This is a genomic window from Brevundimonas sp. GW821-FHT12C05, assembly GCF_058807475.1.
In genome coordinates, this window is sequence record NZ_JBXAQS010000004.1 from 157,175 (window position 1) to 179,971 (window position 22,797).

23 protein-coding genes are annotated in these 22,797 nt (G+C 69.5%); 10 read left to right on the forward strand and 13 right to left on the reverse strand.

Annotated elements, in window-relative coordinates; translation table 11 throughout:
* The 4 genes from AC1RRF_RS14395 (at position 1) to AC1RRF_RS14410 (ending at position 4,740) form a co-directional block, all read left to right on the forward strand.
* Positions 1-1,629 carry a dihydrolipoyl dehydrogenase family protein gene (locus AC1RRF_RS14395; RefSeq protein ID WP_492835700.1) on the forward strand — a complete coding sequence of 543 codons (1,629 nt, stop codon included), beginning with the start codon at positions 1-3 and terminating at the stop codon, positions 1,627-1,629.
* Positions 1,630-1,635: 6 nt separating this feature from the next.
* Positions 1,636-2,094, forward strand: coding sequence for a hypothetical protein (locus tag AC1RRF_RS14400; protein ID WP_492835702.1), 459 nt, complete (start codon positions 1,636-1,638; stop codon positions 2,092-2,094).
* Between the two features lie 4 nt (positions 2,095-2,098).
* On the forward strand, positions 2,099-3,496 hold the full coding sequence (lpdA, locus tag AC1RRF_RS14405) for a dihydrolipoyl dehydrogenase (protein ID WP_492835704.1): 1,398 nt from the start codon (positions 2,099-2,101) through the stop codon (positions 3,494-3,496).
* Between the two features lie 173 nt (positions 3,497-3,669).
* Positions 3,670-4,740 carry a substrate-binding domain-containing protein gene (locus tag AC1RRF_RS14410; protein ID WP_492835706.1) on the forward strand — a complete coding sequence of 357 codons (1,071 nt, stop codon included), beginning with the start codon at positions 3,670-3,672 and terminating at the stop codon, positions 4,738-4,740.
* A 352-nt stretch (positions 4,741-5,092) separates the two neighbouring features.
* Here AC1RRF_RS14410 and AC1RRF_RS14415 read toward each other — a convergent pair whose 3' ends face one another.
* On the reverse strand, positions 5,093-6,178 hold the full coding sequence (locus tag AC1RRF_RS14415) for a glycosyltransferase family 4 protein (protein ID WP_492835708.1): 1,086 nt from the start codon (positions 6,176-6,178) through the stop codon (positions 5,093-5,095).
* A 71-nt stretch (positions 6,179-6,249) separates the two neighbouring features.
* Positions 6,250-6,711: an Lrp/AsnC ligand binding domain-containing protein gene (locus AC1RRF_RS14420; RefSeq protein WP_492835710.1), complete on the reverse strand. Its 462-nt coding sequence runs from the start codon at positions 6,709-6,711 to the stop codon at positions 6,250-6,252.
* A 109-nt stretch (positions 6,712-6,820) separates the two neighbouring features.
* Between AC1RRF_RS14420 and putA the strand changes: the two genes are divergently transcribed.
* A complete protein-coding gene (gene putA / locus AC1RRF_RS14425; protein WP_492835712.1) occupies positions 6,821-9,943 on the forward strand; it encodes a bifunctional proline dehydrogenase/L-glutamate gamma-semialdehyde dehydrogenase PutA in 3,123 nt (1,040 codons plus the stop codon).
* A gap of 92 nt (positions 9,944-10,035) precedes the next feature.
* Entirely contained in the window at positions 10,036-10,560 is a 525-nt protein-coding gene (locus tag AC1RRF_RS14430) for a hypothetical protein (RefSeq protein ID WP_492835714.1), read from the forward strand.
* 27 nt (positions 10,561-10,587) lie between these two features.
* Here the strand turns inward: AC1RRF_RS14430 and AC1RRF_RS14435 are convergent, their stop codons facing one another.
* The 4 genes from AC1RRF_RS14435 to AC1RRF_RS14450 all read right to left on the reverse strand — a co-directional run bounded on the left by AC1RRF_RS14435 (position 10,588) and on the right by AC1RRF_RS14450 (position 14,814).
* A complete protein-coding gene (locus AC1RRF_RS14435; protein WP_492835716.1) occupies positions 10,588-11,004 on the reverse strand; it encodes a hypothetical protein in 417 nt (138 codons plus the stop codon).
* Between the two features lie 110 nt (positions 11,005-11,114).
* Positions 11,115-12,143, reverse strand: coding sequence for a hypothetical protein (locus AC1RRF_RS14440; protein ID WP_492835718.1), 1,029 nt, complete (start codon positions 12,141-12,143; stop codon positions 11,115-11,117).
* Positions 12,144-12,217: 74 nt separating this feature from the next.
* Entirely contained in the window at positions 12,218-13,135 is a 918-nt protein-coding gene (locus AC1RRF_RS14445; RefSeq protein ID WP_492835720.1) for a hydroxymethylglutaryl-CoA lyase, read from the reverse strand.
* Positions 13,132-14,814 (reverse strand): ArnT family glycosyltransferase, encoded by a 1,683-nt coding sequence (locus AC1RRF_RS14450; protein WP_492835722.1) that lies wholly within the window; start codon positions 14,812-14,814, stop codon positions 13,132-13,134. Before AC1RRF_RS14450 ends, AC1RRF_RS14445 begins: the two co-directional genes overlap by 4 nt.
* Before the next feature lie 90 nt (positions 14,815-14,904).
* Here AC1RRF_RS14450 and AC1RRF_RS14455 point away from each other — a divergent pair, with 90 nt between their 5' ends.
* On the forward strand, positions 14,905-15,633 hold the full coding sequence (locus AC1RRF_RS14455) for a glycosyltransferase family 2 protein (RefSeq protein ID WP_492835724.1): 729 nt from the start codon (positions 14,905-14,907) through the stop codon (positions 15,631-15,633).
* A 107-nt stretch (positions 15,634-15,740) separates the two neighbouring features.
* Positions 15,741-16,184, forward strand: a complete 444-nt coding sequence (locus AC1RRF_RS14460) for a hypothetical protein (RefSeq protein WP_492835726.1) — start codon at positions 15,741-15,743, stop codon at positions 16,182-16,184.
* A 282-nt stretch (positions 16,185-16,466) separates the two neighbouring features.
* Here AC1RRF_RS14460 and AC1RRF_RS14465 read toward each other — a convergent pair whose 3' ends face one another.
* The 3 genes from AC1RRF_RS14465 to trhA are packed head-to-tail and all read right to left on the reverse strand — an operon-like array spanning position 16,467 to position 18,174.
* Positions 16,467-16,814 carry a hypothetical protein gene (locus tag AC1RRF_RS14465; RefSeq protein WP_492835728.1) on the reverse strand — a complete coding sequence of 116 codons (348 nt, stop codon included), beginning with the start codon at positions 16,812-16,814 and terminating at the stop codon, positions 16,467-16,469.
* A complete protein-coding gene (gene phaR, locus AC1RRF_RS14470) occupies positions 16,811-17,398 on the reverse strand; it encodes a polyhydroxyalkanoate synthesis repressor PhaR (protein ID WP_492835730.1) in 588 nt (195 codons plus the stop codon). The genes AC1RRF_RS14465 and phaR overlap by 4 nt, the downstream gene beginning before the upstream one ends.
* A gap of 56 nt (positions 17,399-17,454) precedes the next feature.
* The gene (gene trhA / locus AC1RRF_RS14475) at positions 17,455-18,174 is read right to left on the reverse strand and encodes a PAQR family membrane homeostasis protein TrhA (RefSeq protein WP_492835732.1); all 720 of its coding nucleotides are present in this window, start codon (positions 18,172-18,174) and stop codon (positions 17,455-17,457) included.
* 147 nt (positions 18,175-18,321) lie between these two features.
* Here trhA and AC1RRF_RS14480 point away from each other — a divergent pair, with 147 nt between their 5' ends.
* Complete coding sequence (locus AC1RRF_RS14480; RefSeq protein WP_492835734.1) at positions 18,322-19,497, forward strand: acetyl-CoA C-acetyltransferase; 1,176 nt, start codon at positions 18,322-18,324, stop codon at positions 19,495-19,497.
* A 7-nt stretch (positions 19,498-19,504) separates the two neighbouring features.
* On the opposite strand, the gene AC1RRF_RS14485 is transcribed toward AC1RRF_RS14480, so the two are convergent.
* Positions 19,505-19,696: a hypothetical protein gene (locus AC1RRF_RS14485; RefSeq protein ID WP_492835736.1), complete on the reverse strand. Its 192-nt coding sequence runs from the start codon at positions 19,694-19,696 to the stop codon at positions 19,505-19,507.
* A 163-nt stretch (positions 19,697-19,859) separates the two neighbouring features.
* The gene (locus AC1RRF_RS14490; protein ID WP_492835738.1) at positions 19,860-20,648 is read right to left on the reverse strand and encodes a DUF2461 domain-containing protein; all 789 of its coding nucleotides are present in this window, start codon (positions 20,646-20,648) and stop codon (positions 19,860-19,862) included.
* 106 nt (positions 20,649-20,754) lie between these two features.
* On the opposite strand from AC1RRF_RS14490, the gene AC1RRF_RS14495 reads away from it, so the two are divergent.
* Positions 20,755-21,432, forward strand: a complete 678-nt coding sequence (locus AC1RRF_RS14495; RefSeq protein WP_492835740.1) for a DsbA family oxidoreductase — start codon at positions 20,755-20,757, stop codon at positions 21,430-21,432.
* 79 nt (positions 21,433-21,511) lie between these two features.
* Here the strand turns inward: AC1RRF_RS14495 and AC1RRF_RS14500 are convergent, their stop codons facing one another.
* Positions 21,512-22,162 (reverse strand): hypothetical protein, encoded by a 651-nt coding sequence (locus tag AC1RRF_RS14500; RefSeq protein ID WP_492835742.1) that lies wholly within the window; start codon positions 22,160-22,162, stop codon positions 21,512-21,514.
* 77 nt (positions 22,163-22,239) lie between these two features.
* Positions 22,240-22,581, reverse strand: coding sequence for a hypothetical protein (locus tag AC1RRF_RS14505; protein ID WP_492835744.1), 342 nt, complete (start codon positions 22,579-22,581; stop codon positions 22,240-22,242).
* Positions 22,582-22,797 lie beyond the last annotated feature (216 nt).

The window sequence follows — 22,797 nt, forward strand, 5'->3', positions numbered from 1 at the left end:
ATGGGTCGTTTCGTCTTCAAACTGCCCGACGTGGGCGAAGGCACCGCCGAGGCCGAACTGGTCGGCTGGCACGTCAAGGTCGGCGACATGGTCGCCGAGGACCAGATCGTCGCCGACATCATGACCGACAAGGCGACGGTGGAGATCACCGCTCCGGTCAGCGGCAAGGTCCTGGCCATCCACGGCCAGCCCGGCGAGATGGTCCCCGTGCGCGGCCCCCTGGTCGAGTTCGAGGTCGAGGGCGCCGGCAATGCGTCCGACGCCGAACCCGCTCCGGCGCCGAAGGCCGAGGCCGCGCCGGCCCCGATCGCCAAGGCCGACCCGGCGCCCGTCGCCGCGCCCGCCGCGCAGCCCGCCTCGGGCGCCAACTACGTCTTCAAACTGCCTGACGTGGGCGAAGGCACCGCCGAGGCCGAGCTGGTCGGCTGGCACGTCAAGGTCGGCGACAGCGTGTCCGAGGACCAGATCCTCGCCGACATCATGACCGACAAGGCCACCGTCGAGATCACCTCGCCCGTCACCGGCGTCGTCGTGGCCATCCATGGCGAGGCCGGTCAGCAGGTCCCCGTCGGTGGTCCGCTGGTCAGCTTCCAGGTCGAGGGCAAGGGCAATGTGGCTGCGGCCGCGGCTCCCGCGCCGAAAGCCGAGGTTGCTCCGGCCCCCGCCGCCAAGCCGGCGCCTGCGCCCAAGGCCGCGCCGGCCCCGGTCGCCGCCGACAGCAAGCCGCGCACCCTCTCCGACCGCAACCAGCGCCCGCTGGCCTCGCCGGCCGTACGCAACCGCGCCCGCGACCTGGGCGTCGAACTGCAGTTCGTGCCCGGCTCCGGCCCGGCCGGTCGCATCGAGCACGCCGACCTCGACGCCTTCGTGGCCTCGGGCGGCTCCACATCGTCCGCCTCCGGATCGACCGCTTCGACCTACGCGAAGGCCGAAGGGACCACCGAGGTCCGCATCATCGGCCTGCGCCGCAAGATCGCGGAGAAGATGGCCGAGAGCGTCCGCCGCATTCCGCACATCACCTATGTGGAAGAGATCGACGTCACCGCGCTGGAGGAGCTTCGCGCCCACCTGAATGCGACCAAGGCCAAGGACCAGCCCAAGCTGAACGTCCTGCCCTTCATCGCCCGCGCCATCGTCGTGGCCCTGCGCGACCAGCCGCAGATCAACGCGACCTACGATGACGAGGCCGGGATCCTGACCCAGCACGCCGCCGTCCACCTGGGCATCGCCGCCCAGACGCCGAACGGCCTGATGGTGCCGGTCGTCCGTCACGCCGAGGCCCGTGACCCCTACGACACCGCCCTCGAAATCGCCCGCGTCTCGGGCGCCGCCAAGGACGGCTCGGCCAAGCGTGACGAACTGTCGGGCTCGACCATCACCATCACCTCATTGGGCACCTTGGGCGGCCTCGTCCACACCCCGATCATCAACCACCCCGAGGTGGCCATCGTCGGTCCGAACAAGATCGAGGAACGCGTCGTGGTGCGGAACGGCCAGATGGTCGTGCGCAAGATGATGAACCTGTCGTCCAGCTTCGATCACCGCATCGTCGACGGTCACGACGCGGCGGTCTTCGTGCAGCGCATCAAGGGCCTGCTGGAGCATCCCGCGACGCTGTGGATGGGGTGAGGCGCCATGCTGGACTTCGTCTGCGCCCCAATGGTTTCGCCATTCTGCGTGTCGGCGGAGTACGCACCCGTCGCTTCAATCGGTAGCCTTCGCTACCAGGGTGGCCTGCCTGGCGTTGCGGCTGACCCGGAAGCCCGAGAGCGGCTCGGCGTCAGCATGAACTTCGGGCGGCCAGACGTCGGTCGCCCGGCCGCCTCGTCAGAGCTTCGCCGGTTCTGTCGCGGCGCGACCTGCGTCACGTTCAAAATGACGTGGGAGACGCCGACCCGGCTGACTTGGGACCTTGCGGTCCCAGACGCCGCGCCGGGCCGATACACGCTCTGGAACTTCGTGGTGGTCGAGGCTTCGTCCGAGGCCCGCATGCGAACCGCACTGGATAACGTCGCGCTTAGCCTGACGGGCGGCGAACTCTTCACCCTGACCGACCTTGAGCGCGCGGAAGCGCTCCCCGCGCCCAACGAGTAAGCTCATGACCCAGACCCTCAAAACCAAAGTCCTGATCATCGGCGCCGGCACCGGCGGCTATGTCGCCGGCATCCGCTGCGGCCAGCTGGGCCTGGACACCGTCCTCGTGGACGGCGGCGACGGCCTGGGCGGCACCTGCCTGAACGTCGGCTGTATTCCGTCCAAGGCGATCATCCACGCGGCCGGCAAGTTCGAGACGGTCGCCAAGGCCGCCGACGGCGGCACCCTGGGCATCACCGCCGCCAAGCCGGCGATCGACCTGAAGCAGACGGTGGCGTGGAAGGACGGCATCGTCCGTAAGCTGAACAACGGCGTCGCGGCCCTGCTCAAGAAGGCCAAGGTCAAGGTCATCAACGGCTGGGCCACCTTCGCCGACGCCAAGACCTGCACCGTCAAGACCGCCGACGGCGACATCACCATCACCGCCGAGCACGTCATCCTGGCCACCGGCTCCGAGCCGGTCGAACTGCCCTTCCTGAAGTTCGGCGGCGACGTCATCTCCTCGACCGAGGCCCTGTCGCTGGACGCCGTGCCGAACAAGTTGGTCGTCGTCGGCGGCGGCTACATAGGCCTGGAACTGGGCATCGCCTTCCGCAAGCTGGGGGCCGAAGTCGTCATCGTCGAAATGGCCGACCGCCTGCTGCCGCTCTACGACAAGGCCCTGACCGATCCGGTCGCCAAATGGCTGGAGAAGCACGGCGTCGAACTGCATCTCGGCGCCAAGGCCGGATCGTTCGAGGACGGCTCGCTCAACGTCACCGCCGCCGACGGCAAGGCCCTGAAGATCAAGGCCGACAAGGTCCTCGTCACCGTCGGTCGCAAGCCGCGCACCCAGGGCTGGGGTCTGGAGAACATGGGCGTGGCCATGGCCGGTCCGTTCGTGAAGATCGACGACCGCTGTGCCACCAGCATGAAGAACGTCTGGGCCGTCGGCGACCTGACCGGCGAACCCATGCTGGCTCACAAGGGCTCGGCCCAGGGCGAGGTGGTCGCCGAGATCATCGCCGGCCACGACCGCAAGTTCGATCCTGTCACCATCGCCGCCGTCTGCTTCACCGAGCCGGAGATCGTCTCGGCGGGCCTCGGTCCGCAAGACGTGGCGGGTCGCGACGACGTCATCCAGGCGGTCTTCCCTCTGATGGCCATCGGCCGCGCCCTGGCCATCGAGGCGGGCGAGGATGGCGGATTCGTCCGCGTCATCGCGTCCAAGACCGACCACCGCCTGTTGGGCGTCCAGGCCGTCGGCCAGCATGTCTCCGAGATGTCCAACAGCTTCGCCCAGATGCTGGAGATGGGCGCGGTGCTGGAAGACGTCGCCGGCGTCATCCACGTCCACCCCACCCTGGGCGAGGCCTTCCACGAGGCGTCCCTGCGCGCGCTGGGCCACGCCATTCACATCTAAGGGGCGCTAACGCTCGCGACGCGGTCGTGAGCGGCTTGAGCGCCGGCGAGCGCGGGGCCTTTCAACCTGCGCCATAATTCGGAAGCGGGAAGGCGGGGGCCTCGGGCCTTCGCCCAACCGTCACAAACCTCTGGTCTAAGCGGCGCAACTCACCCGTTGTCCGGAGACTGACGATGACCCGCACCCTGCTCGCCGCCGCCTCGGCGGTCGCCCTTCTCGCCCTCGGCGCCTGTGGCGACAACGCCGGCGCCCCCGGTTCGCAAGCGCCGCGCGCGGGCATCTGGGCCGCCGGCTCCTCGACCGTCTTCCCCTTCTCCACCCGCGTGGCCGAGAACTTCCAGCGCACCTCGGGCGGCGCCGCCCCGCGCGTCGAATCGCTGGGCACCGGCGGCGGCATCCAGGCCTTCTGCCAGGGCGTCGGCCCCTCGACCCCGGACATCGCCAACGCCTCGCGCCCGATGAAGAAGTCGGAGTTCGAGCTGTGCGCCAAGAACGGCGTGACCGACATCGTCGAGATCAAGATCGGCTTCGACGGCATCGTCATCGCCACGGCCCGCACGGGCAACAGCTTCAACTTCCGCCTGGAAGACCTCTACCTCGGCCTGGCCAAGGACGTGCCGGGCCCGAACGGGACCTTCGTCGCCAACCCCGCGACCACCTGGCAGCAGGTGAACCCGGCCCTGCCGGCCCAGCGCATCCAGGTCTACGGCCCGCCGCCCACCTCGGGCACCCGTGACGCCTTCCTGGAGCTGGGCATGGCTCCGGGCGCCAAGGAGATCCCGTCGCTGGCCGCCCTGGCCTCGGCTGACAAGGACCGCTTCGAGACGCTCGCCCACACCGTCCGCGAGGACCAGCTGTGGATCGACTCCGGCGAGAACGACAACGCCATCGTCCAGACCCTGACCCGCACGCCGGGTTCGCTGGGCGTGTTCGGCTTCTCCTTCCTGGAGCAGAACATGGATACGGTGAAGGCCGAGACCATCGACGGCGTGGCACCCTCGGCCGACACCATCGCGGACGGGTCCTACCCGCTGGCCCGCAGCCTCTACATCTACGTCAAGAAGCAGCACGTGGGCGTGACCCCGGGCCTCGAGCAGTTCGTGATGGAGTTCATGTCCGAGGCCGCCGCCGGTCGTGGCGGCTACCTGCAGGACCGCGGCTTGGTGCCGCTGCCCGAGGACCAGCTGGCCGCCCAGCGCGCCATCGCTCAGGCGCTGACGGTCATGACCGCGCCGACCAAGTAAGGTCGGGTTCCTGATACGAGAAAGGCCCCGGAGCGATCCGGGGCCTTTTCTGTTTCCGGCCTCGCCCGCCGTTTCGGCTGTCGGCCTACATAACCAAAGAGTGTGTTTGCGGGTCGGTTTCGTGCTATGGGTTGTATGCGGCCGGTTTTCCAGATGCGCCGGCCCCGTCGGCGTCGTTCCGAACTCCCCCTGACCGCGGGACGACGCCGACGGAAAGTTCAGGCCCCTAGAGCCTGATCGGCTGAGGTGGAATCGCTTCGCGATTCCGCTGATGCCGTGAATCAGGCTCCAGAATTATGCTGGAGCGAAATCTGAGCCGAGTTGGACTGCGTCCAATTCAACCGATTTCGCTCTAGGCCGCCGCCTTGCGTCGCAGCCGCGCGATCCGGCGCAGCCGCCGCCAGAAGCGCCCGCGATCCGGTTCCGGATAGGGCTGCAGATTCTCGATGAATTGCTCGGCCGAAGCCCGCCAGCTGAATTTCTCGGCATAGGCCCGCACCTCGGCCCGGTCGCACTTCAGCGCTTCCAGGCAGGCGGTGCGCAGGTTCTTGTCGATGGCTCCGGCGTTCGAGCCCGGGATGATGTCGATGGGCCCGTGCGCCGGATAGGCGGCCACCGGCGTGCCCGTGGCCATGGCCTCCAGGATCACCAGGCCGAAGGTGTCGGTCCAGCTGGGGAAGACGAAGACATCCGCGTCGCGGAAGCACCGCGCCAGCTCCTCGCCGAAGCGGGCGCCCAGGAATTTCGCCTCGGGGTATTTCTCCTGGAGCTCGGCGCGGGCCGGGCCGTCGCCGACCACGATCTTTGTGCCGGGCAGGTCCTGTTCCAGGAAGGATTCGATGTTCTTCTCGACCGCCACCCGGCCGACGTTCAGGAAGAACGGGCGGGGCCAGTCCTTGCCGCCCAGTTCGTCATAGATGCGCGGCAGGTCGGGGTTGAACTGTTCGGTGTCCACGCCCCGCGTCCACGGCGAGACATTGCGGAAGCCGTGCGCCGTCAGCTCGTCGCGCAGGGTCGGGGTGGCGACCATCAGCCGTCCCGACGGCTTGTGGAACCACTTCATATAGGCGTAGCCGACCTGCACCGGGATCGGGAACCGGGCTGAGACATACTCGGGGAATTTGGTGTGGTAGCTGGTCGTGAACGGCAGCTTCCATTCTACGCAGATACGGCGCGTGGCGATGCCGATGGGGCCTTCGGTGGCGATGTGCACCGCCTCGGGCTCGAAGGCGCGCAGCCGTTCGCGGATTTCTTCCTCGGCGCCCAGCGCCAGGCGGATTTCCGGATAGGTGGGGCAGGGGATGGTCTTGAACTGGCTGGGTTCGACGACCTCGACCTCATGGCCCATGGCCCGGCATTCCGCCGTGATCCGGGACAGGGTGCGGACGACGCCGTTGACCTGGGGTTCCCAGGCGTCGGTGGCCAGAACGATGCGCATGTGGGCCGGAAGGCTCCGCCGTTGATCGGGCAACCGGTCTAGCGGTTTGCGACGACGTTGGCGAGACGCGGTTAAAGCGGCAGCGCCGTCGTCGCCTTCACCTCTTCGAGAACGGCGTAGGTCCGGGTCTCGCGCACGCCCGGCATGCGCACCAGCACGTCGCCCAGGAAGGCGCGGTAGGCGTCCATGTCGCCGACCCTGGCCTTGATCAGATAGTCGAACCCGCCGGCGACCATATGGCACTCCAGCACCTCGGGCTGGCGGCGCACGGCCTCGGCGAAGGCCTCGAACATGTCGCCCGTGGTCCGGTCCAGCAGGACCTCGACGAAGATCATCAGCCCGCGCCCGACCTTGGCCGGATCGATCAGGGCGGCGTAGCCGGTGATGACCTTCTTCTCGCGCAGCCGCCGGACGCGCTCGAAACAGGCGGCCGCCGACAGATTGCACCGACGGGCCAGTTCCGCGTTGGACAGACGGCCGTCCTCCTGCAGCGCCTTGAGCAGCCGGCGGTCCACCGCGTCGAGATTATCCATCGCCAGAACGGCTCCTGCACCGAACGATCTTCGGCTCCTGAGAGTATCATACGATGCACATTCGGCAGTGTCCGCCATATATGCGCTTCAAGCTCAGGACATCCCGCCCATGACGACCGCCTTCTCCCCCTCCAGCGTCGCCGGCTGGGACACGCTGGATCACGGCAAATTCGCCGATGAGACCGCCACCGTCCGCGGCCTGCTGGACCGCATTCCCCTCGACGCGAGCGAGCGCGCCGCCGTCCTGGCCTCCGCCACCGACCTGGTCGAGCGGGCGCGCGCCAGCGTGAAGAAGCAGGGCGTGGTCGAAAGCTTCCTGCAGGAGTTCTCTCTGGGCACGCGCGAGGGCCTGGCCCTGATGTGCCTGGCCGAGGCCCTGCTGCGCACGCCCGACGAGGAAACCCGCGACCGCCTGATCGCCGAGAAGATCGGCTCGGCCGACTGGGCCAGCCACCTCGGCCAGTCCGACAGCCTGTTCGTCAACGCCTCGACCTGGGGGCTGATGCTGACCGGCAAGCTGGTGGACGTGGACGAAGAGGCCAAGACCGATCTGCCCGGCTTCCTCAAGCGCATCGTCGGCCGCCTCGGCGAGCCGGTCATCCGCGAGGCCGTCGCCGCCGCCGTCCGCATCATGGGCGAGCAGTTCGTGGTCGGTCGCACCATTGAGGCGGCGCTGAAGCGGTCCAACAAGGAAGGCTGGCTCTGCTCGTTCGACATGCTGGGCGAGGGCGCCCGCACCGCCCACGACGCCGAGCGCTACGAGAAGATCTACGCCGACGCCATCGAGGCCGTGGGCAAGACCTCCAAGGGTCAGGGCCCCGAGGTCGGCCACGGCGTCTCGGTCAAGCTGTCGGCCCTGTCGCCCCGGTATGAGGCCACGCACGAGGACCGGGTCTGGTCCGAGCTCTATCCGCGCATCAAGCGCCTGGCCCTGATCGCGGCCAGGTACGACATCAACTTCACCATGGACGCGGAGGAGGCCGACCGCCTCGCGCTGTCGCTGAAATTGCTGGACCGTCTCGCCCGCGAGCCCGAACTGGGCGGTTGGACCGGCTTGGGCCTGGCGGTTCAGGCCTACCAGAAGCGCTGCCCGGAGGTGATCCGCCGCGTCGCCGAGCTGGCCAAGACTTCGGGGCGTCGCCTGATGGTCCGTCTGGTCAAGGGCGCCTACTGGGACACCGAGATCAAGCGCGCCCAGCAGTTCGGCCGCACCGACTATCCGGTCTTCACCACCAAGGCCGCGACCGACCTCAACTACCTCGTCTGCGCCCGGCTGATGATCGAGGCCGCGCCTCACATCTACAGCCAGTTCGCCACCCACAACGCCCACTCCCTCGCCGCCGTCCACAAGATGGCCTCCGAGCGCGGTGTGAAGATCGAATTCCAGCGCCTGCACGGCATGGGCGAGGCCCTGTACGACGCCGCCCGCGACGCCTTCGGCCCGGTCACCGTCCGCGCCTACGCCCCCGTCGGCGGGCATGAGGACCTGCTGCCCTATCTGGTGCGTCGCCTGCTCGAGAACGGGGCCAACTCCTCCTTCGTCCACGCCTTGCTGGACGAGCGGGTGCCCGCCTCGGCCGTCGCCGCCGACCCCATCTCCGCCGTCGAGGCTCACCCCGACCGCCACGCCAAGATCCCGACCCCGAAGGACATGTACATGGACCGCCAGAACTCGCTGGGCCGCGACTATTCGCAAGCCGCCGACCGCGACCGGCACCTCGCCGCCCTCGAAAAGGTCGACGCCGAGAAACTGACCTCGGGCCCGATCATCGGCGGCAAGCTGAAGGCCGGCACCAACCCGCAGGCCGTGACCAATCCCTTCGATGCGACCCAGGTCCTCGGCCACGTCTCGGAAGCCTCCACCGCCGACATCGACGCCGCCGCTGACGCCGCGGCGAAGGCCCAGGTCGCCTGGGACCGCAAGGGCGGCGCGGGCCGCGCCCCCGTCCTGCGCGCCATGGCCGACGCGCTGGAAGCCGACATGGACCGTCTGGTCGCCCTGCTGTCGCGTGAAGCCGGCAAGACCCTGAACGACGGCGTCGCCGAGGTGCGCGAGGCCGCCGACTTCTGCCGCTACTACGCCCTGCTGGCCGAGCGCGACTTCGGCGGCCCGACCGAGCTGAAGGGCCCGGTCGGCGAAATCAACCAGCTGGTCCTGCACGGCCGCGGCGTCTTCGCGTGCATCAGCCCGTGGAACTTCCCGCTGGCCATCTTCACCGGCCAGATCGCCGCCGCCCTGGCCGCCGGCAACGCCGTCCTGGCCAAGCCCGCCGAACAGACCCCGCTGATCGCCGCCGAGGCCGTGCGCCTCTATTACAAGGCCGGTCTGGACGCTGACCTTCTGGCCCTCGTCCCCGGTCGCGGCGAGACCGTCGGCGCGGCCCTGGTCTCGCACCCCGGCATCGACGGCGTCGCCTTCACCGGCGGCACCGACACCGCCAGCCTGATCAACCGCTCGCTGGCCGCCCGCCCGGGCGCCATCATCCCCTTCATCGCCGAGACCGGCGGCCTGAACGGCATGTTCGTGGACACCACGGCGCTGAAGGAACAGGTCATCGACGACGTCATCCTGTCGGCCTTCGGTTCGTCGGGTCAGCGCTGCTCGGCCCTGCGCCTGCTCTACGTTCCGCATGACGCCGCCGACGCCCTGATCGAGGGCCTGAAGGGCGCGCTGGCGGCCCAGGTCGTGGGCGATCCCACCGATCCGGCCACCGACATCGGCCCGGTCATTGACGCCGACGCCAAGGCCGCGCTCGAGGCCCACCTGACCCGTCTCGGCGGCGATGCGAAGATCATCGCCCGCGCCGAACTGCCGGCGGGCGCGGAGAAGGGCCACCTGTTCGCCCCGACCATCGCCGAGATCCCGACCCCCGACTATCTGGAGCGCGAGGTCTTCGGCCCGATCCTGCACGTCTGCCGCTACGAGCCCTCCAAGCTCAAGGAGACGGCGTCCAAGCTGGCCCAGCGCGGCTACGGTCTGACCCTGGGCGTGCACAGCCGCATCGAGGCCTTCGCGGATGAGGTCGCGCGCCTGGTTCCGGCCGGCAATGTCTACATCAACCGCTCGATCATCGGCGCGGTCGTCGGCGTCCAGCCCTTCGGCGGCGAGGGCCTCAGCGGCACCGGCCCCAAGGCCGGCGGCCCGTACAGCCTGATCCGCTACGCGTCGGAAAAGGCCATCAGCAACAACATCTCCGCCCAGGGCGGCGATCCGGCGCTGTTGAACCTGTAAGGGGGCGAGGCGTCAGGTCCCGGCGCCTCATGGCGGCTTTTCGGTCGCGGCTTTCGTCCCTAGTCTGGAAACAGGTCCCAAGGGAGTTGGTCATGAAACGTCTGGTCGCCGCCGCCGCCTTCGCCGTCCTGGCGTCCGCCTGCACCGCCGCTGAAAGCGACGCGCCCGCCGCGCCCGCTGCTCCTGCCCCTCCTTCCGCGTCCGCCGCGCCTGTCGCCCAGGCCGCGCCGCCGCTGTCGGCCTATGTCGGCAAATATCCGTTCGATGAGGTGGACGGGGTCGCCTTCATCGACCACCCCGACGTGCGACGGGCCCTGGAGACGTCGGGCGCTCCGGCCGAGGCGATCGCGCTGGCCCGTGACCGCGACACCGTGGTGGTTCCGATCTTCCGCACCGAGACCGCCCTGGTCGCCTCAGGCTACGACCCCCGCGCCGGCGGCAGCGTGAACTGGAATCTGGCCATCACGCCGAACGGCGAACAGGCGGTCGTCTGCTATCAGTCCGAACCGATCGGCCACATGTACGAGAACGGCCGCCGCACCCATCCGGTGGAGCCGCGGTGCGCCAGCGACCTGGAGTCGGCCAGCGACCAGCTGTTCGAGTGGCCGTCGAACTGAGCGGGTCTGCGGTCTAAATCGCCGCCATCAACGCCGGGTGAGATCCGCCGCGCCGAGGTGGAGGCTGCCGAACGGAATCAGGCGGTGGCTCACCCGCGCGTTCCCGGTGAAACCAGCGCCTCTGCGGGAGGTCAGGGTGTAGGTCATCCGCCCGCCGTCCGCGCTTACGGTGACCACCAGTCCGCCCCGGCGCAGCTGGCAGTCGGTCGCCGCGCCGTCCAGCACGCAGGCGATCCCGGATTGTCCCCGCGGGGTGACGGTCAGGGGCATCTCCATGCGTCCGCTGTCGGTCTTGACCGTGATGTTGGCGCCTTCTGCCGGCGTCATCTTGAGGGTCCAGTCTCCCAGGACCTCGGCGCGCTGCAGCGCCTGCGCATTCGCCGCGCCCGCTGCCATGCTGGCCGAGAGCAGCACCGCCACCCCCAGTCGCCGGTATCCCGCCATGTTCGTCCCCCTTGCGTCTCATGGAAGCTAAAGGGGCCGACAGAGCTGTGGCGAGTGAACTTTTGGACAGGCGCCGAGGTCGCTCGATCGCTCCAGGGCCTGATCCGCGCCTACCCCGCCTTCAGAACCCGGCCGTACCGCCGGCGTGGGTGATCGGCGCTGACCAGATGGCGCTCGTCGTCGACCAGGATGTCCTCGCGGACCCGCACGGGCTCCAGACCGGCGAACTGGCGGTACAGCACCATGGCGACGGCCGTCGGCAGCAGGATCATGCCGGCGAGCACCAGCAATAGGCCAAAGCTGAAGAGGGCCAACACCACGGGCGTCAGCAGTCCGATCCCGAAATAGGCCCAGGCCGCGGTCGTCTTCATCCCCCGGGCCAGGAAGTGGCCGCCGATCAGGCACAGGAAGATGGGGATGACGCCGACCAGGATCAGGAAGAACATCTCCATCCCGACGCCTAGGCTCATCTCGATGGCATGGTCGAGGACACGGGCATTGCTGCGGTCGGGCGAATAGCTGGCCTCGACGCCCATCGCTATCAGGGCGCGGACCGCGGCGCCGAGAAACGCGCTGAGAAGGGCGGCCAGGAACATCAGGGCAAAGGAGGTCCGCACCTGCAGCGGGCCATGGAAATAGCGGGCCTCTTCCGTTTCGATCAGGGCGGGCTGCGGCGCGGCGTCTGCAATCCCGTCCTGTTTCCGCGCAAGCGCCTCGGCCAGGACGTCAGGATGCTCCCGTTCCGGCTCCCAACCCGCCCTCCAGGCATAGATGAAGCCGAACACCGCGCCGGTGATGGCGGGCAGGGTGAAGAAGTAGAAGACCAGCCCCTTCCCGGCGACGGCGACCAGGTCGGAGGGCGGCATCTGGCTGGCGTAGGCGCCGGTCAGAGCCACGGCGCCCAGCAAGACGTAGGCCCAGCGCTGTCCGACCCGCAGGCGGTGCAGGATCAAGTGCCCGACGAACAGCGCGACCGTGAAGACCAGTCCGCCCGCAAGGCAGGACAGGATCAGGGCGTCGATGTTGGGCTCATAGCCCTTGACCATCAGGATCCCGGGCACGGTGCACAGGAAGATGAACAGGGTGGCGCCGACGAAGGCGAATCCGAACCCGGACCGGTCGGTTCTGATGGGGGGCACGATGATCTCCACACTGGGCCAGCCTATCAAGGCGAGGCGCGCTTAAGGTGTGGTGCAAGGGCGTGGTTAAACGGTCAGCCCTTTGGCCAGCCGCCCGCGCGGCTGAGGGCGCTTGGGGCCGGGCGGCCGATCTTCTCGCCGATCCAGCGGGCGGTCCCGATCAGGGCGTCCAGATCGTAGCCGGTCTCGAACCCGGCCCGCTCCAGCATGTAGACTAGGTCCTCGGTGGCGATATTGCCCGTGGCGCCCGGCGCGAAGGGACAGCCGCCGATGCCCCCGACCGAGGCGTCCAGCACGTCCACCCCGGCCTCGATCCCGGCGTAGGCGTTGGCCAGGCCGGTGTTGCGGGTGTCATGGAAATGCAGGCGCAGGGTCGCGTCCGGCGCCGCCTTGCGGGCCGCCTCGACCTTCTTGGTCACGGCCCAGGGATCGCCGACGCCGATGGTGTCGGCCAGGGCGATCTCACCGACGCCCAGCGCCGCGATCCGGCCCACCAGATCGGCGACCTGATCGACCCCGACCTCGCCGTCGAAGGGGCAACCCCAGACGCAGCTCAGGGTGGCGGACAGGGTGGGATTCGAACCCGCCGCGCCACCGGTGTTGGCGCGACCAGCCACGATGGCGACCAGCATCTCGACCTGCTGGTCGACGGTCAGGCCCTGGTTCTTCAGGCCGAAGCCGTCGGTGGCGGACATGGCCACATTGACCTCGTCCACCGCCGTGCCCAGCGCCCGGTCGTAGCCCTTGCCGTTCAGCACCAGTCCGATGCGGCTGCGCCCGTCCTGATGGGGCAGGGCGGCCATGACCTCTTCGGCGCCGGCCATCTGGGGCACGTATTTGGGATGGACGAAGCTGACGGCCTCGATCCGCCGCGCCCCGGCCGTCTCCAGCCGGGTCACCAGGTCGGCGCGGACGGCGGGCTCCAGGATGGCCTTCTCGTTCTGCAGGCCGTCCCGCGGGCCGACCTCGACGATGGTGATCCGGCGGCTCATCGGGCGGACCCGGCCTTCGGCGCGGGGCCTTCGCCGGGCGGGGCGTAGAGGATCAGGTCGACGTCGTCGCCTTGCGAATAGTTGTACCCCCGGACCTCGCCCACGGCCCGGCCGGTCACCCCGATGCGGGCCGTGGCGGCCTGGAACGCCTCGGCCTCGCGGCCTTCGACGATCGCCGGACGGCCCTCGGCCAGCGCCTGGGCGGCTTCTTCCGGGCTGGCCAGTTCGGTGTCCCGCCCGGTCAGGAAGACGAAGCTGGGCTCGTGGTAGCCGGTGATGGCCACCGGCCCCGGTCGGCCCTGACGCGGGTGCAGGTCGGCGGCGTACAGCGCCTTGTTCAGCTGCGGCGAGACCGATAGCGGGCGCAGCTGGCGCAGCGTTCCGGCCAGGGCTCCATGGGCGACGACGCCCAGGACGATGCTGACCAGCACGGCCGTCACCGCCGCCCGGTGCATCAGCAGGAAGGCCCCGATCAGGGCCGCCAGCACGGCGAAGACGATGGTGATCGTGGCCCAGGTCTGGGCCGTCGACTTGCCGTACTCGGTCAGGCCATAGACCACGCCTGCGGCCAGCAGCACGCCGACCAGCACGGTCAGGGCGGCGCCGAAATAGCGCGACAGGTTGCCGATCGGCCGGGTCAGGGCCGCGCCCGCCAGCAGAGCCAGGGCGCCGTAGGCGGGCAGGGTGTAATGAACCAGCTTGGTCGGGGTCAGCTCGAAGATGATCCAGGCCGGGACCAGCCAGCAGACCAGGAAGCGGATCGCCGGCTCGGCGCGGCGGCTCCACCCGGTCGACAGCGCGGCGGGCAGCAGCAGGGTGGCGGGGAAGAACATCACCAGCGCGCCCAGAAGATAGTAGCCCGGAGGCGCGCCGTGGCTCTCGTGGCCGCCCGCGATCTTGGGCGCCAGGTCGCCGGCGATGGCCTCGCGCCAGAAGCCGCCGTCGGTGGCGATGGTGATGGCGATGGCCCAGGGACCGACCAGCAGAGCCACCAGCGGCAGGCCCCAGCCCCAGCCCAGCCGCTTGAGCCAGCGGAAGTTCCGGTCCCAGGCCGAGACCGCGAGCATGGCCGGCGCGATGACGATCAGGCCGATAGGCCCCTTGATCAGGATCGACAGCCCCAGACCGAACCAGAACATCAGCTTGTGCGGTCTGAGCGGCGCTTCCCCGGCCTTGGAGGCCAGGTAGATACGCGCCAGCCCGGCCATGGCCAGGGTCACCGCCCCGCACAGCATGGCGTCGGTCTTGGCGATGCCCGCCTCGGTCGACAGCAGGAAGGAGGCCCCCATGATGGCCCCGGACAGGAAGCCCGCCCGGTTGCCGAACATGGCCTGCCCCACCCAGGCGACGGCCGCCGCGGCCATCATGGCCCCGAGGATGGAGGGGATGCGGTAGGGCTGGATGTCCCGATTCTCGACCTGGGAGGTGGCGGCCACAGCCAGGGCCTGCATCCAGTAGATGCCGACCGGCTTCTTCCAGCGCGGATCGTCCTGGAAGCGGATGTCGACATAGTCGCCGCTCTCGAGCATCTGCGAGGTCGCCTGGGCGTAGCGGCTTTCGTCGCGGTCCAGCGGCGGCAGCAAGGCCAGCACGGGCAGGCCGGCGAACAGCGCGATCAGCGCCGCCAGCACGGGGCCCCGCCATCCGGCGATGTATCGGTCAAGGTCAGGGCGCGTCATGTTCATCTTCCTAACACGGCCATTCCGGCGCCGTCATGCGTGTGCTTGGCCTCTCTCCCGCCCGGCCGCGAAACCGGCTAGACAACGCCCATGACCGAAGCCGTTCCCGACATCTCCGTCGTCGTCCCCGTCCATGACGAGCAGGGCGCCGCAGGCCCGCTGGCGCGCGAGATCGCCGCCGCCTTCGCCGGGCGTTCGTTCGAGATGGTCTTCGTCAACGACGCCTCCAGGGACCGGACGCTGGAGGAACTGCGCGCCCTGCAGGCCGAGCTGCCGCAGCTGCGCGTGCTCAGCCACGGCTCCAACGCGGGCCAGAGCCGCGCGGTGCGCACCGGGGTGCTGGCCGCGCGCGGAGCCATCGTGGTGACCTTGGACGGCGACGGCCAGAACCCGCCCGCCGACGCGCCCCGGCTGGCCGACCTGCTGGCGTCCTCGCCGCCGAACGTGGCCCTGGTGGGCGGCGTCCGGGCCAAGCGGCAGGACTCGGAGGCCAAGCGCTGGGCCTCGCGATGGGCCAACCGGATCCGCAAGAACCTGCTGGGCGACGACGCCGACGACACCGGCTGCGGCCTCAAGGCCTTCCGTCGCGACGTCTTCCTGCGCCTTCCCTACTTCGATCACATCCACCGCTACCTGCCGGCGCTGATGATCCGCGAGGGGTATGAGAACCGCTACCTGGACGTCGATCACCGCCATCGCGAGACCGGCCAGTCCAAGTATACGAACTGGGGCCGGCTGATGGCCTCGTTCTCGGACCTGCTGGGCGTGATGTGGCTGAAGTCCCGCTCGCGCCGCCCCGGGGCGATCAGCGAGTTCTGACGGACGTTCGCCTGTCAGGCGACCGGACGTAGCCGTATGGAGCGAACCGGGTTATCTATCGTTAACAAGCGCGGCCGTTACCGGCCGTGGATGCTGGAGCCTCGCCCATGTTGGTCGCCCTGCCGCTGCTGGTGATCCCGGTGATCCTGTACAACATCGTGGTGCTGTCGAGCCTGTTCACGGGCGGCGACCAGGTGAACCTGGCCGCGGGCGGCGCCGACGCCATCCTGCGCGATCCGATGTTCTCGATCCCCATGGCCTCGGGGACCAGCTGGAACGTCGGCGTGGGCGACCTGATCCTGTTCCTGTCGCTGATCCTGCTGTTCTTCGAGCTGCTGAAGTCGACCTCCAGCCAGAAGGTCGCGATCGTCAATCACGCCCTGTCGATGGTGCTGTTCATCGTCGTGCTGGTCGAGTTCCTGCTGATCAAGGGCTTCGCGACCTCGACCTTCTTCCTGATCGTGGCGATGGTCATGCTCGACGTGCTGGCGGGCTTCATCGTCACCATCATCTCGGCCCGCAAGGATCTGGATTTCGGCGGGGCGGCCTGACGGCTCCCTTTGGGGCGCTAACGCTCGCGACGCGGTCGGTCGCTGCTTGAGCGCGTCCCCTTCACCACGCTACGCGCGGTCCCCCTCCCCCGGTTGCGGGAGGAACGGCCCGGCCTCAAGGAGCGAGGCTCCGCGAGCCGAGCGTTAGGCCACTCTAAGAAAAACCTACGAAGATCAGGGCGACGACGGTGATGTCGAAGGCGCGGGTCAGGAAGGTCAGCATGGCGGGGTCCGGAAACGGGTCGATCTGACCCGGTTTCAGCAAGGACCGTGCCGGTTTCCCTAGATGTCGGTGTCTTCCGTCCGGCCCGGTTTGGGACGGCGTTCGCCGGCGCCGGAATACTCGGCCCCGAGGTAGGCGCTGCGGGCTGCGTCGAGGACGGGCGGGCCGCCCTTGAGGCCGCGCCGCTGGCCTTTCTGACCAATGAGTTGGGCGGCGAAGATCGCCGCCGACCCGTCCGAGGGCGGGGTCGGGGCAGGTCTTGCCGGGGGCTCGGCGTCTTCTGCCGGAAACTCGACCGGGACCAGGGCGCGCGAGGCCGAGGCCGCGCGGCGTTCGGCCGCCCGACGATCCGCGGCGCGGCGATCACGGCCTTCGACCGGGCCGACGCTGCGGATCTCGTCCGTCATCCCTTGGACAGCTTGTCGAGCTGGGCGCGCATCTCGTCCATCTGGCGGCGCATCTCGTTCAGCGGATCGGCGGCCGGAGGCGGCGTCTCGGCCTCGGCGGGGGCCGGCTGGCGGGCCACGGCGCTGAAGCCCGGCCACATCTTCATCGCCTCGGTGAACAGGGCCATGTTGCGTTTGACGGCCTCGTCCATCAGCCCGGCGCCCGGCGTGCCGCCGAAGGCCCGCGAGAACTGGCCGCGAATCTGTTCCTGCGAGCGCGAGAAGTTGTCGAGCGACATCTCCAGGTACGAGGGCAGCACGCCCTGCATCTGGCCGCCGTAGAAGCCGATCAGCTGGCGCAGGAACTGGACGGGCAGCAGGGCCTCGCCGCGGCTCTCTTCCTCGAAGATGATCTGGGTCAGGATCTGACGGGTCAGATCGTCATTGGTCTTGGCGTCGTAGACCACGAATTCGGTCCCCTCGCGGACCATCCGCGCGAGGTCTTCCAGTGTGACGTAAGCCGAAGTCGCCGTGTTGTAGAGCCGCCGGTTGGCGTACTTCTTGATGACGACGTTGTCTCCCGCACCGGACTTCTTGTCAGCCACGCGCTGTCCCCGTTCCTGTTGCAACGCCACAGTGTCCGCGCTGCGCGTGCGAAAGTCTAGCCAGCCCCGACGGTTGCGGGCGCGAGGACGACGCCGACCAGGACGGCGGCCCAGTGGACGGTCGCGCCGGTGACCACGAAGCCGTGCCAGATGGCGCGGCGGAACTTCACCTTCGGGCTGACGAAGACGAAGACGCCGGCGGTGTAGATCAGACCGCCGATGACCAGCAGGGCCAGGGCGGCCGGGTGGACGGTGTCGACCATGGGCTTGAGCGCGACGACCGCCAGCCAGCCGAAGGCGACGTAGACGCAGCTCCAGAAGACGTCGGACAGGCGCGGCAGCAGCACCTTGGCGAAGGCGCCCGACAGGCCGACGGCCCAGACCAGCAGGGTGAAGCCGATGGCCCACGCCCCCTCGAACCGCTGGGTGGTGAAGGGGGTGTAGCTGCCCGCGATCATCAGGAAGATGGCCGCCTCGTCCAGCCGGCGCAGGACGGGCCGCGCGGCGCAGGGGCGGATCTGATTGTAGACGGTCGAGGCGGTCAGCATGGCGACCAGACACAGGGCGTAGACCGCGATGGCGACCGCGGCGCCGACGCCCGCATAGAGGGCCGCCAGCACCGCCAGCAGTCCGCCGCCGACGACGGCCAGGGTCAGGCCGACCACATGGACGACCAGATCAGCGGTCTTCTCGGCGGGTGACAGATAGTGCTCGATCATGTCGAGTTCGTCCGGCGTGCAGACGTGGCTCAGCAGGCGTTTCAGACGCATCTTCATGGTCCCTTCTAAGACCGGACGTCGTACTTCGTTCCGACCAATGTAAGTCCAGGCCAGTGACCATGAGGTGAATGGCGGGAAGGGGGCTGACGAAGCGACCGCGATGCGGCAAAAGCGCCACAAGATTATTCCCGTTGGAGTGAAATCATGTCCGAGGTCGTCATCGTCTCCGCTGCGCGCACCCCCGTGGGCAGCTTCATGGGCGCGCTGGCCGGCCTGCCCGCCTCGCAGCTGGGCGCCGTGGCCATCAAGGCGGCGCTGGAGCGGGCCGGGGTGGCGCCGGACGAGGTCGACGAGGTCATCCTGGGCCATGTGCTGCAGGCCGCGGCCGGGCAGGGACCGGCGCGTCAGGCCGCCATGGCCGCGGGCCTGCCCAAGGAGGTTCCGGCCTGGAGCCTGAACCAGATCTGCGGTTCGGGCCTGCGCGCCGTGGCCGTCGGCGCCCAGCAGATCGCCACCGGCGACGCCCGCATCGTGGTGGCCGGGGGCCAGGAGAGCATGAGCCAGGCGCCGCACGCCCAGCAGCTGCGCGCCGGCCACAAGATGGGCGACCTCGCCTTCGTCGACACCATGATCAAGGACGGCCTGTGGGACGCCTTCAACGGCTATCACATGGGGCAGACCGCCGAGAACGTCGCGACCCAGTTCGACATCACCCGCGAGGCCCAGGACGCCTTCGCCCTGGCCAGCCAGCACAAGGCCGAGGCGGCGCAGGTCGCCGGCCGCTTCGACGACGAGATCGTCCCGGTGGTGATCGCGGGCCGCAAGGGCGAGATCGTGGTCGACAAGGACGAATACATCCGTCCCGGCGCGACCATCGAGGCGATGGAGAAGCTGAAGCCCGCCTTCAACAAGGAGGGCAGCGTCACCGCCGCCAACGCCTCGGGCCTGAATGACGGGGCCGCCGCTTTGGTGCTGATGAGCGCCGAGGACGCGAAGGCGCGGGGGCTGACGCCGCTGGCCCGGATCGTCTCCTCGGCCACGGCGGGGGTCGATCCGGCGATCATGGGCACGGGCCCGATCCCGGCCTTGAAGAAGGCGCTGGAGAAGGCCGGCTGGACGGTCGCCGACCTGGATCTGATCGAGTCCAACGAGGCCTTCGCGGCCCAGTCGCTTTGCGTGGTCAAGGAACTGGGCCTCGACCCGGCCAAGGTGAACGTCAACGGCGGCGCCATCGCCATCGGCCACCCCATCGGGGCGTCGGGCGCGCGCATCCTGACCACCCTGCTGTTCGAGATGAAGCGCCGCGACGCCAAGAAGGGTCTGGCGACCCTGTGCATCGGCGGCGGCATGGGTGTCGCGATGTGCGTCGAGCGCGACTGAGTCCGGGTCAGCCCGGGTCGCGGGCGAAGACATCCAGCCGGTGTCCCGCGTGGTGCAGCTCGACCCGGCTGTAGTCGCGGGTCAGCAGCAGGCGGACCCGCGCCAGCTCGCGCGCCTCGGCCTCGTCGTTCGCCTCGAGCGGCTCCTCGATGGGGTCGCCGCCGGACAGGTAATGCAGGCGTAGGCTGTATGCGGACATGAGGCTTTCGCGCGGCGGAGGCGGAGGGTCGGTGACGTCGTCGTCGAGGACGCTGTGACCCGTGTCACGGGGCCATCTCAGTTCACGACACGCTCAAGCTGCGGCATTCCGGCGGGAATAGATAGGGAAATCCGCCTAGTATAACTACTTACATTTCTGTGTGTCAGGCCCGTGACCCGAGGGCGGACCAGCCGAAGTCCAGCAACGGGCGGGTGTCGGCGGCGAAGGACGCGAGGGTGTCGGGCAGGTCCGGCGAGGTGATCTCGGGGCCGGTCAGCGGACGGGTCACCAGCCAGCGAGTACGCTTTAAAGTAGTTTCCAGCGGGCCGCCGGCCTGGGCCTCGAAGCCCTTGGGCATGCGCTTGACCGGATCGCCGGGGCCGAGCGCCAGGCCCGCCCTGGCCAGGGCGGCCTCGACCGCCGCCCAGCGGGCCGGGTGGGCGACGATGGCGCGGCGCATGGCGTCGATGTCCGGCCGCTCATCCAGATAGAAGCCGCTGGCGGCGAAGGGGCCCTTGCCGAAGGGCCCGTCGTCCGCGCCCGCCGCTTCGGACGGATGGGTGGATGGATCCAGCGGGTCGATGGCGTCGGGATCGAAGCCGGGCCGCGAGCCGCCCTCGGGCTCGATATGGATGTAGATCATGCCCGGGCTCATCTTGGCCCCGTCGCGGGTCAGGGTGGCCGAGACGTGGGTCTTGTAGGGCTTCTTGTCCTTGGAGAAGCGGGTGTCGCGATGGATGCGGAACACGCTCTTCTTCGGGTCGCCCGCCAGGGGGACGCCGCGCGCCTCGCAGGCCGCCGAGGTCGCGGCGATCAGGGCCGCCAGCGCCGGCTTGAGCCGGGTGTCGTAGGTCCCGCGGTGGGCGGCGAACCAGTCGCGGTCGTTGTTGACGGCCAGGCCGGTCAGGAAGGCCAGGTCGGCGGGGTCGAAGCCGGGGAAGGTCGTGGTCATGGCGCGATCCTGATCCTTTCCAGTCTTGAAGAGAAGATGGGGATGGCGCCGGGCGGAGCGGCTCCCATATGTGATCGACACCGTTGCGGAACCCGGAGGCCCGACCATGACCCAGCCCCTGAAGATCGATTTCGTCTCCGACGTCGTCTGTCCATGGTGCGTCGTCGGCCTGGGCGGGCTGGAGACCGCGCTGGAGCATCTGAAGGCCGAGGGCGTCGAGGCCGAGGTGGCCTTCCGCCCGTTCGAGCTGAACCCGCAGATGGCGCCCGAGGGCGAGAACATCGTCGAGCACATCGGCAAGAAATACGGCTCCACCCCCGAACAGTCGGCCCAGAACCGGGCGATGATCACCGAGCGCGCGGCCTCGGTGGGCTTCGACATGCGGATGACGGCGGACAGCCGGATCTGGAACACCTTCGACGCCCACCGCCTGCTGCACTGGGCCGGCGAGACGGCGCCCGACAAGCAGGCCGACCTGAAGAAGGCCCTGTTCCGCATCCACTTCACCGAGGGCCGCAACCTGACCGACGCGGGCGAGTTGACCACGGCCGCGCAGGCCGCCGGCCTGGACCGCGCCGAGGCCGCCGAGGTGCTGACCTCGGGCCGCTATGTGCAGGCGGTGCGGGCCGAGCAGGACCTGTGGCGATCGCGCGGCATCAACTCGGTCCCCGCCGTGGTGGTCGAGGGCAAATACCTGATCTCGGGCGGCCAGCCGCCGGAGGTGTTCGAGGACGCCCTGCGCAAGATCGCGGCCGAGACCCGGGGCGAGGCCGTTCAGGCCTGACCCCCGCGCGGAAGCCGCGCCGCGGGCTGACCGGGCGTTCTGAGGCTTGCGAGTTGGAATTCGGGCGGTCTGAGCGGGGTCAGCCGGGTCCGGACGGCGGCGCCGGCGGCCGTCCGACGGGCAGGCCGGGCAGGGTGAAGCCCGTCGTCGCCTCGGCGGCCGGGCCGGACGGAAAGACACCGTCCGAAGCGTCCGATGCGTCCGATACTTCCGCCAACGCGGCCTCGTAATCGGCCCGCGCGGCGGCCACGATGGCGTCGCCGAACGCGCGGGTCTCGCGGCTGGCGGCTTTCAGGCGCTCGCTTTGGGCCTTGTCGTAGAGCCGGTTCAGATGCGCGTCCTCGGCGTCGACGGCCAGGCGGACGCTGCGCCAGCGCAGGGCCTCGGCCGCGTCGCCGTGCAGCACCGCCCGCATCATCCGGCGGAAGGCGACCAGCGCCAGTTCGCCCAGCGGGATCTGGTCCAGGTCGCCGTTGACCCGCTCCTCAAGCGCCAGCCCTTCGTCGTCGGGATCCAGCCGGGTGTTGGGCGGCGTCCACGGCTGGTCGATCCGCCGCCAGCCCTCGTCCGCGGCCCGCGCCCGCAGGGCGCTCAGGCCCACGCCGTGCCGCCGGCAGCATTCGGGGGCCGAGACGCCGGACAGATAGGCCTCGCGCACCTGCGCCCAGACGTCGTCAGGGGCGGTGCGGCGGCCGTCGCCGGAGCCGGTGAAGCGGGGGGCGTCGTCCATGTGGGGGCTCCCGTGGGGTGGATACGGGGCCGATTATGGAACGGCGGTACGTCAGATTTGGACGGGTGGGGCCGCGCCTAGCCGCAGGCGCAGACGGCTTCCCGGACGCAGGTCGAGGCGCTGCCGGACCCGGGCGCGGCGTAGCGGGTCACGCCGGAGGCGCACCGGGCCGGAGTTCCGACGGCGCAGGTGGCCGTGCAGCCGCCGCAGACGCCGGTCGGGGCCGCGGTGCAGACGCCGCCCTGGGCCGCGCCGGCGCCGGCGTCGACCCGGGTGATGACGGCGTTCGCCTGCGAGGGATGACTGCCCGTCGGCTGGCCAAAGGTGCCGAGGACTTCGAGGCCGGGAACGCCGCCGGCGGGCACACAGCCCGCGAGCGCCAGGGCGAGCGTTGCGATAGCCAGGACACGTTTGAACATCTGATCCTCCCCAGGATGGTCCTGAAGGGGTAGGCGATCGCTGGTATTCGAGCAAGGAGGGTGGGGGCGCGCTGATCTCAGCATCGCGCTTGATCCGGCCGGTCCAACCGCCGGTGCGACCCCTCATCCGTCAGCCTTCGGCTGCGGCCCGCGCCCGCAGGGCGCTTAAGCCCACGCCGTGCCGGCGGCAGCATTCGGGGGCCGAGACGCCCGACA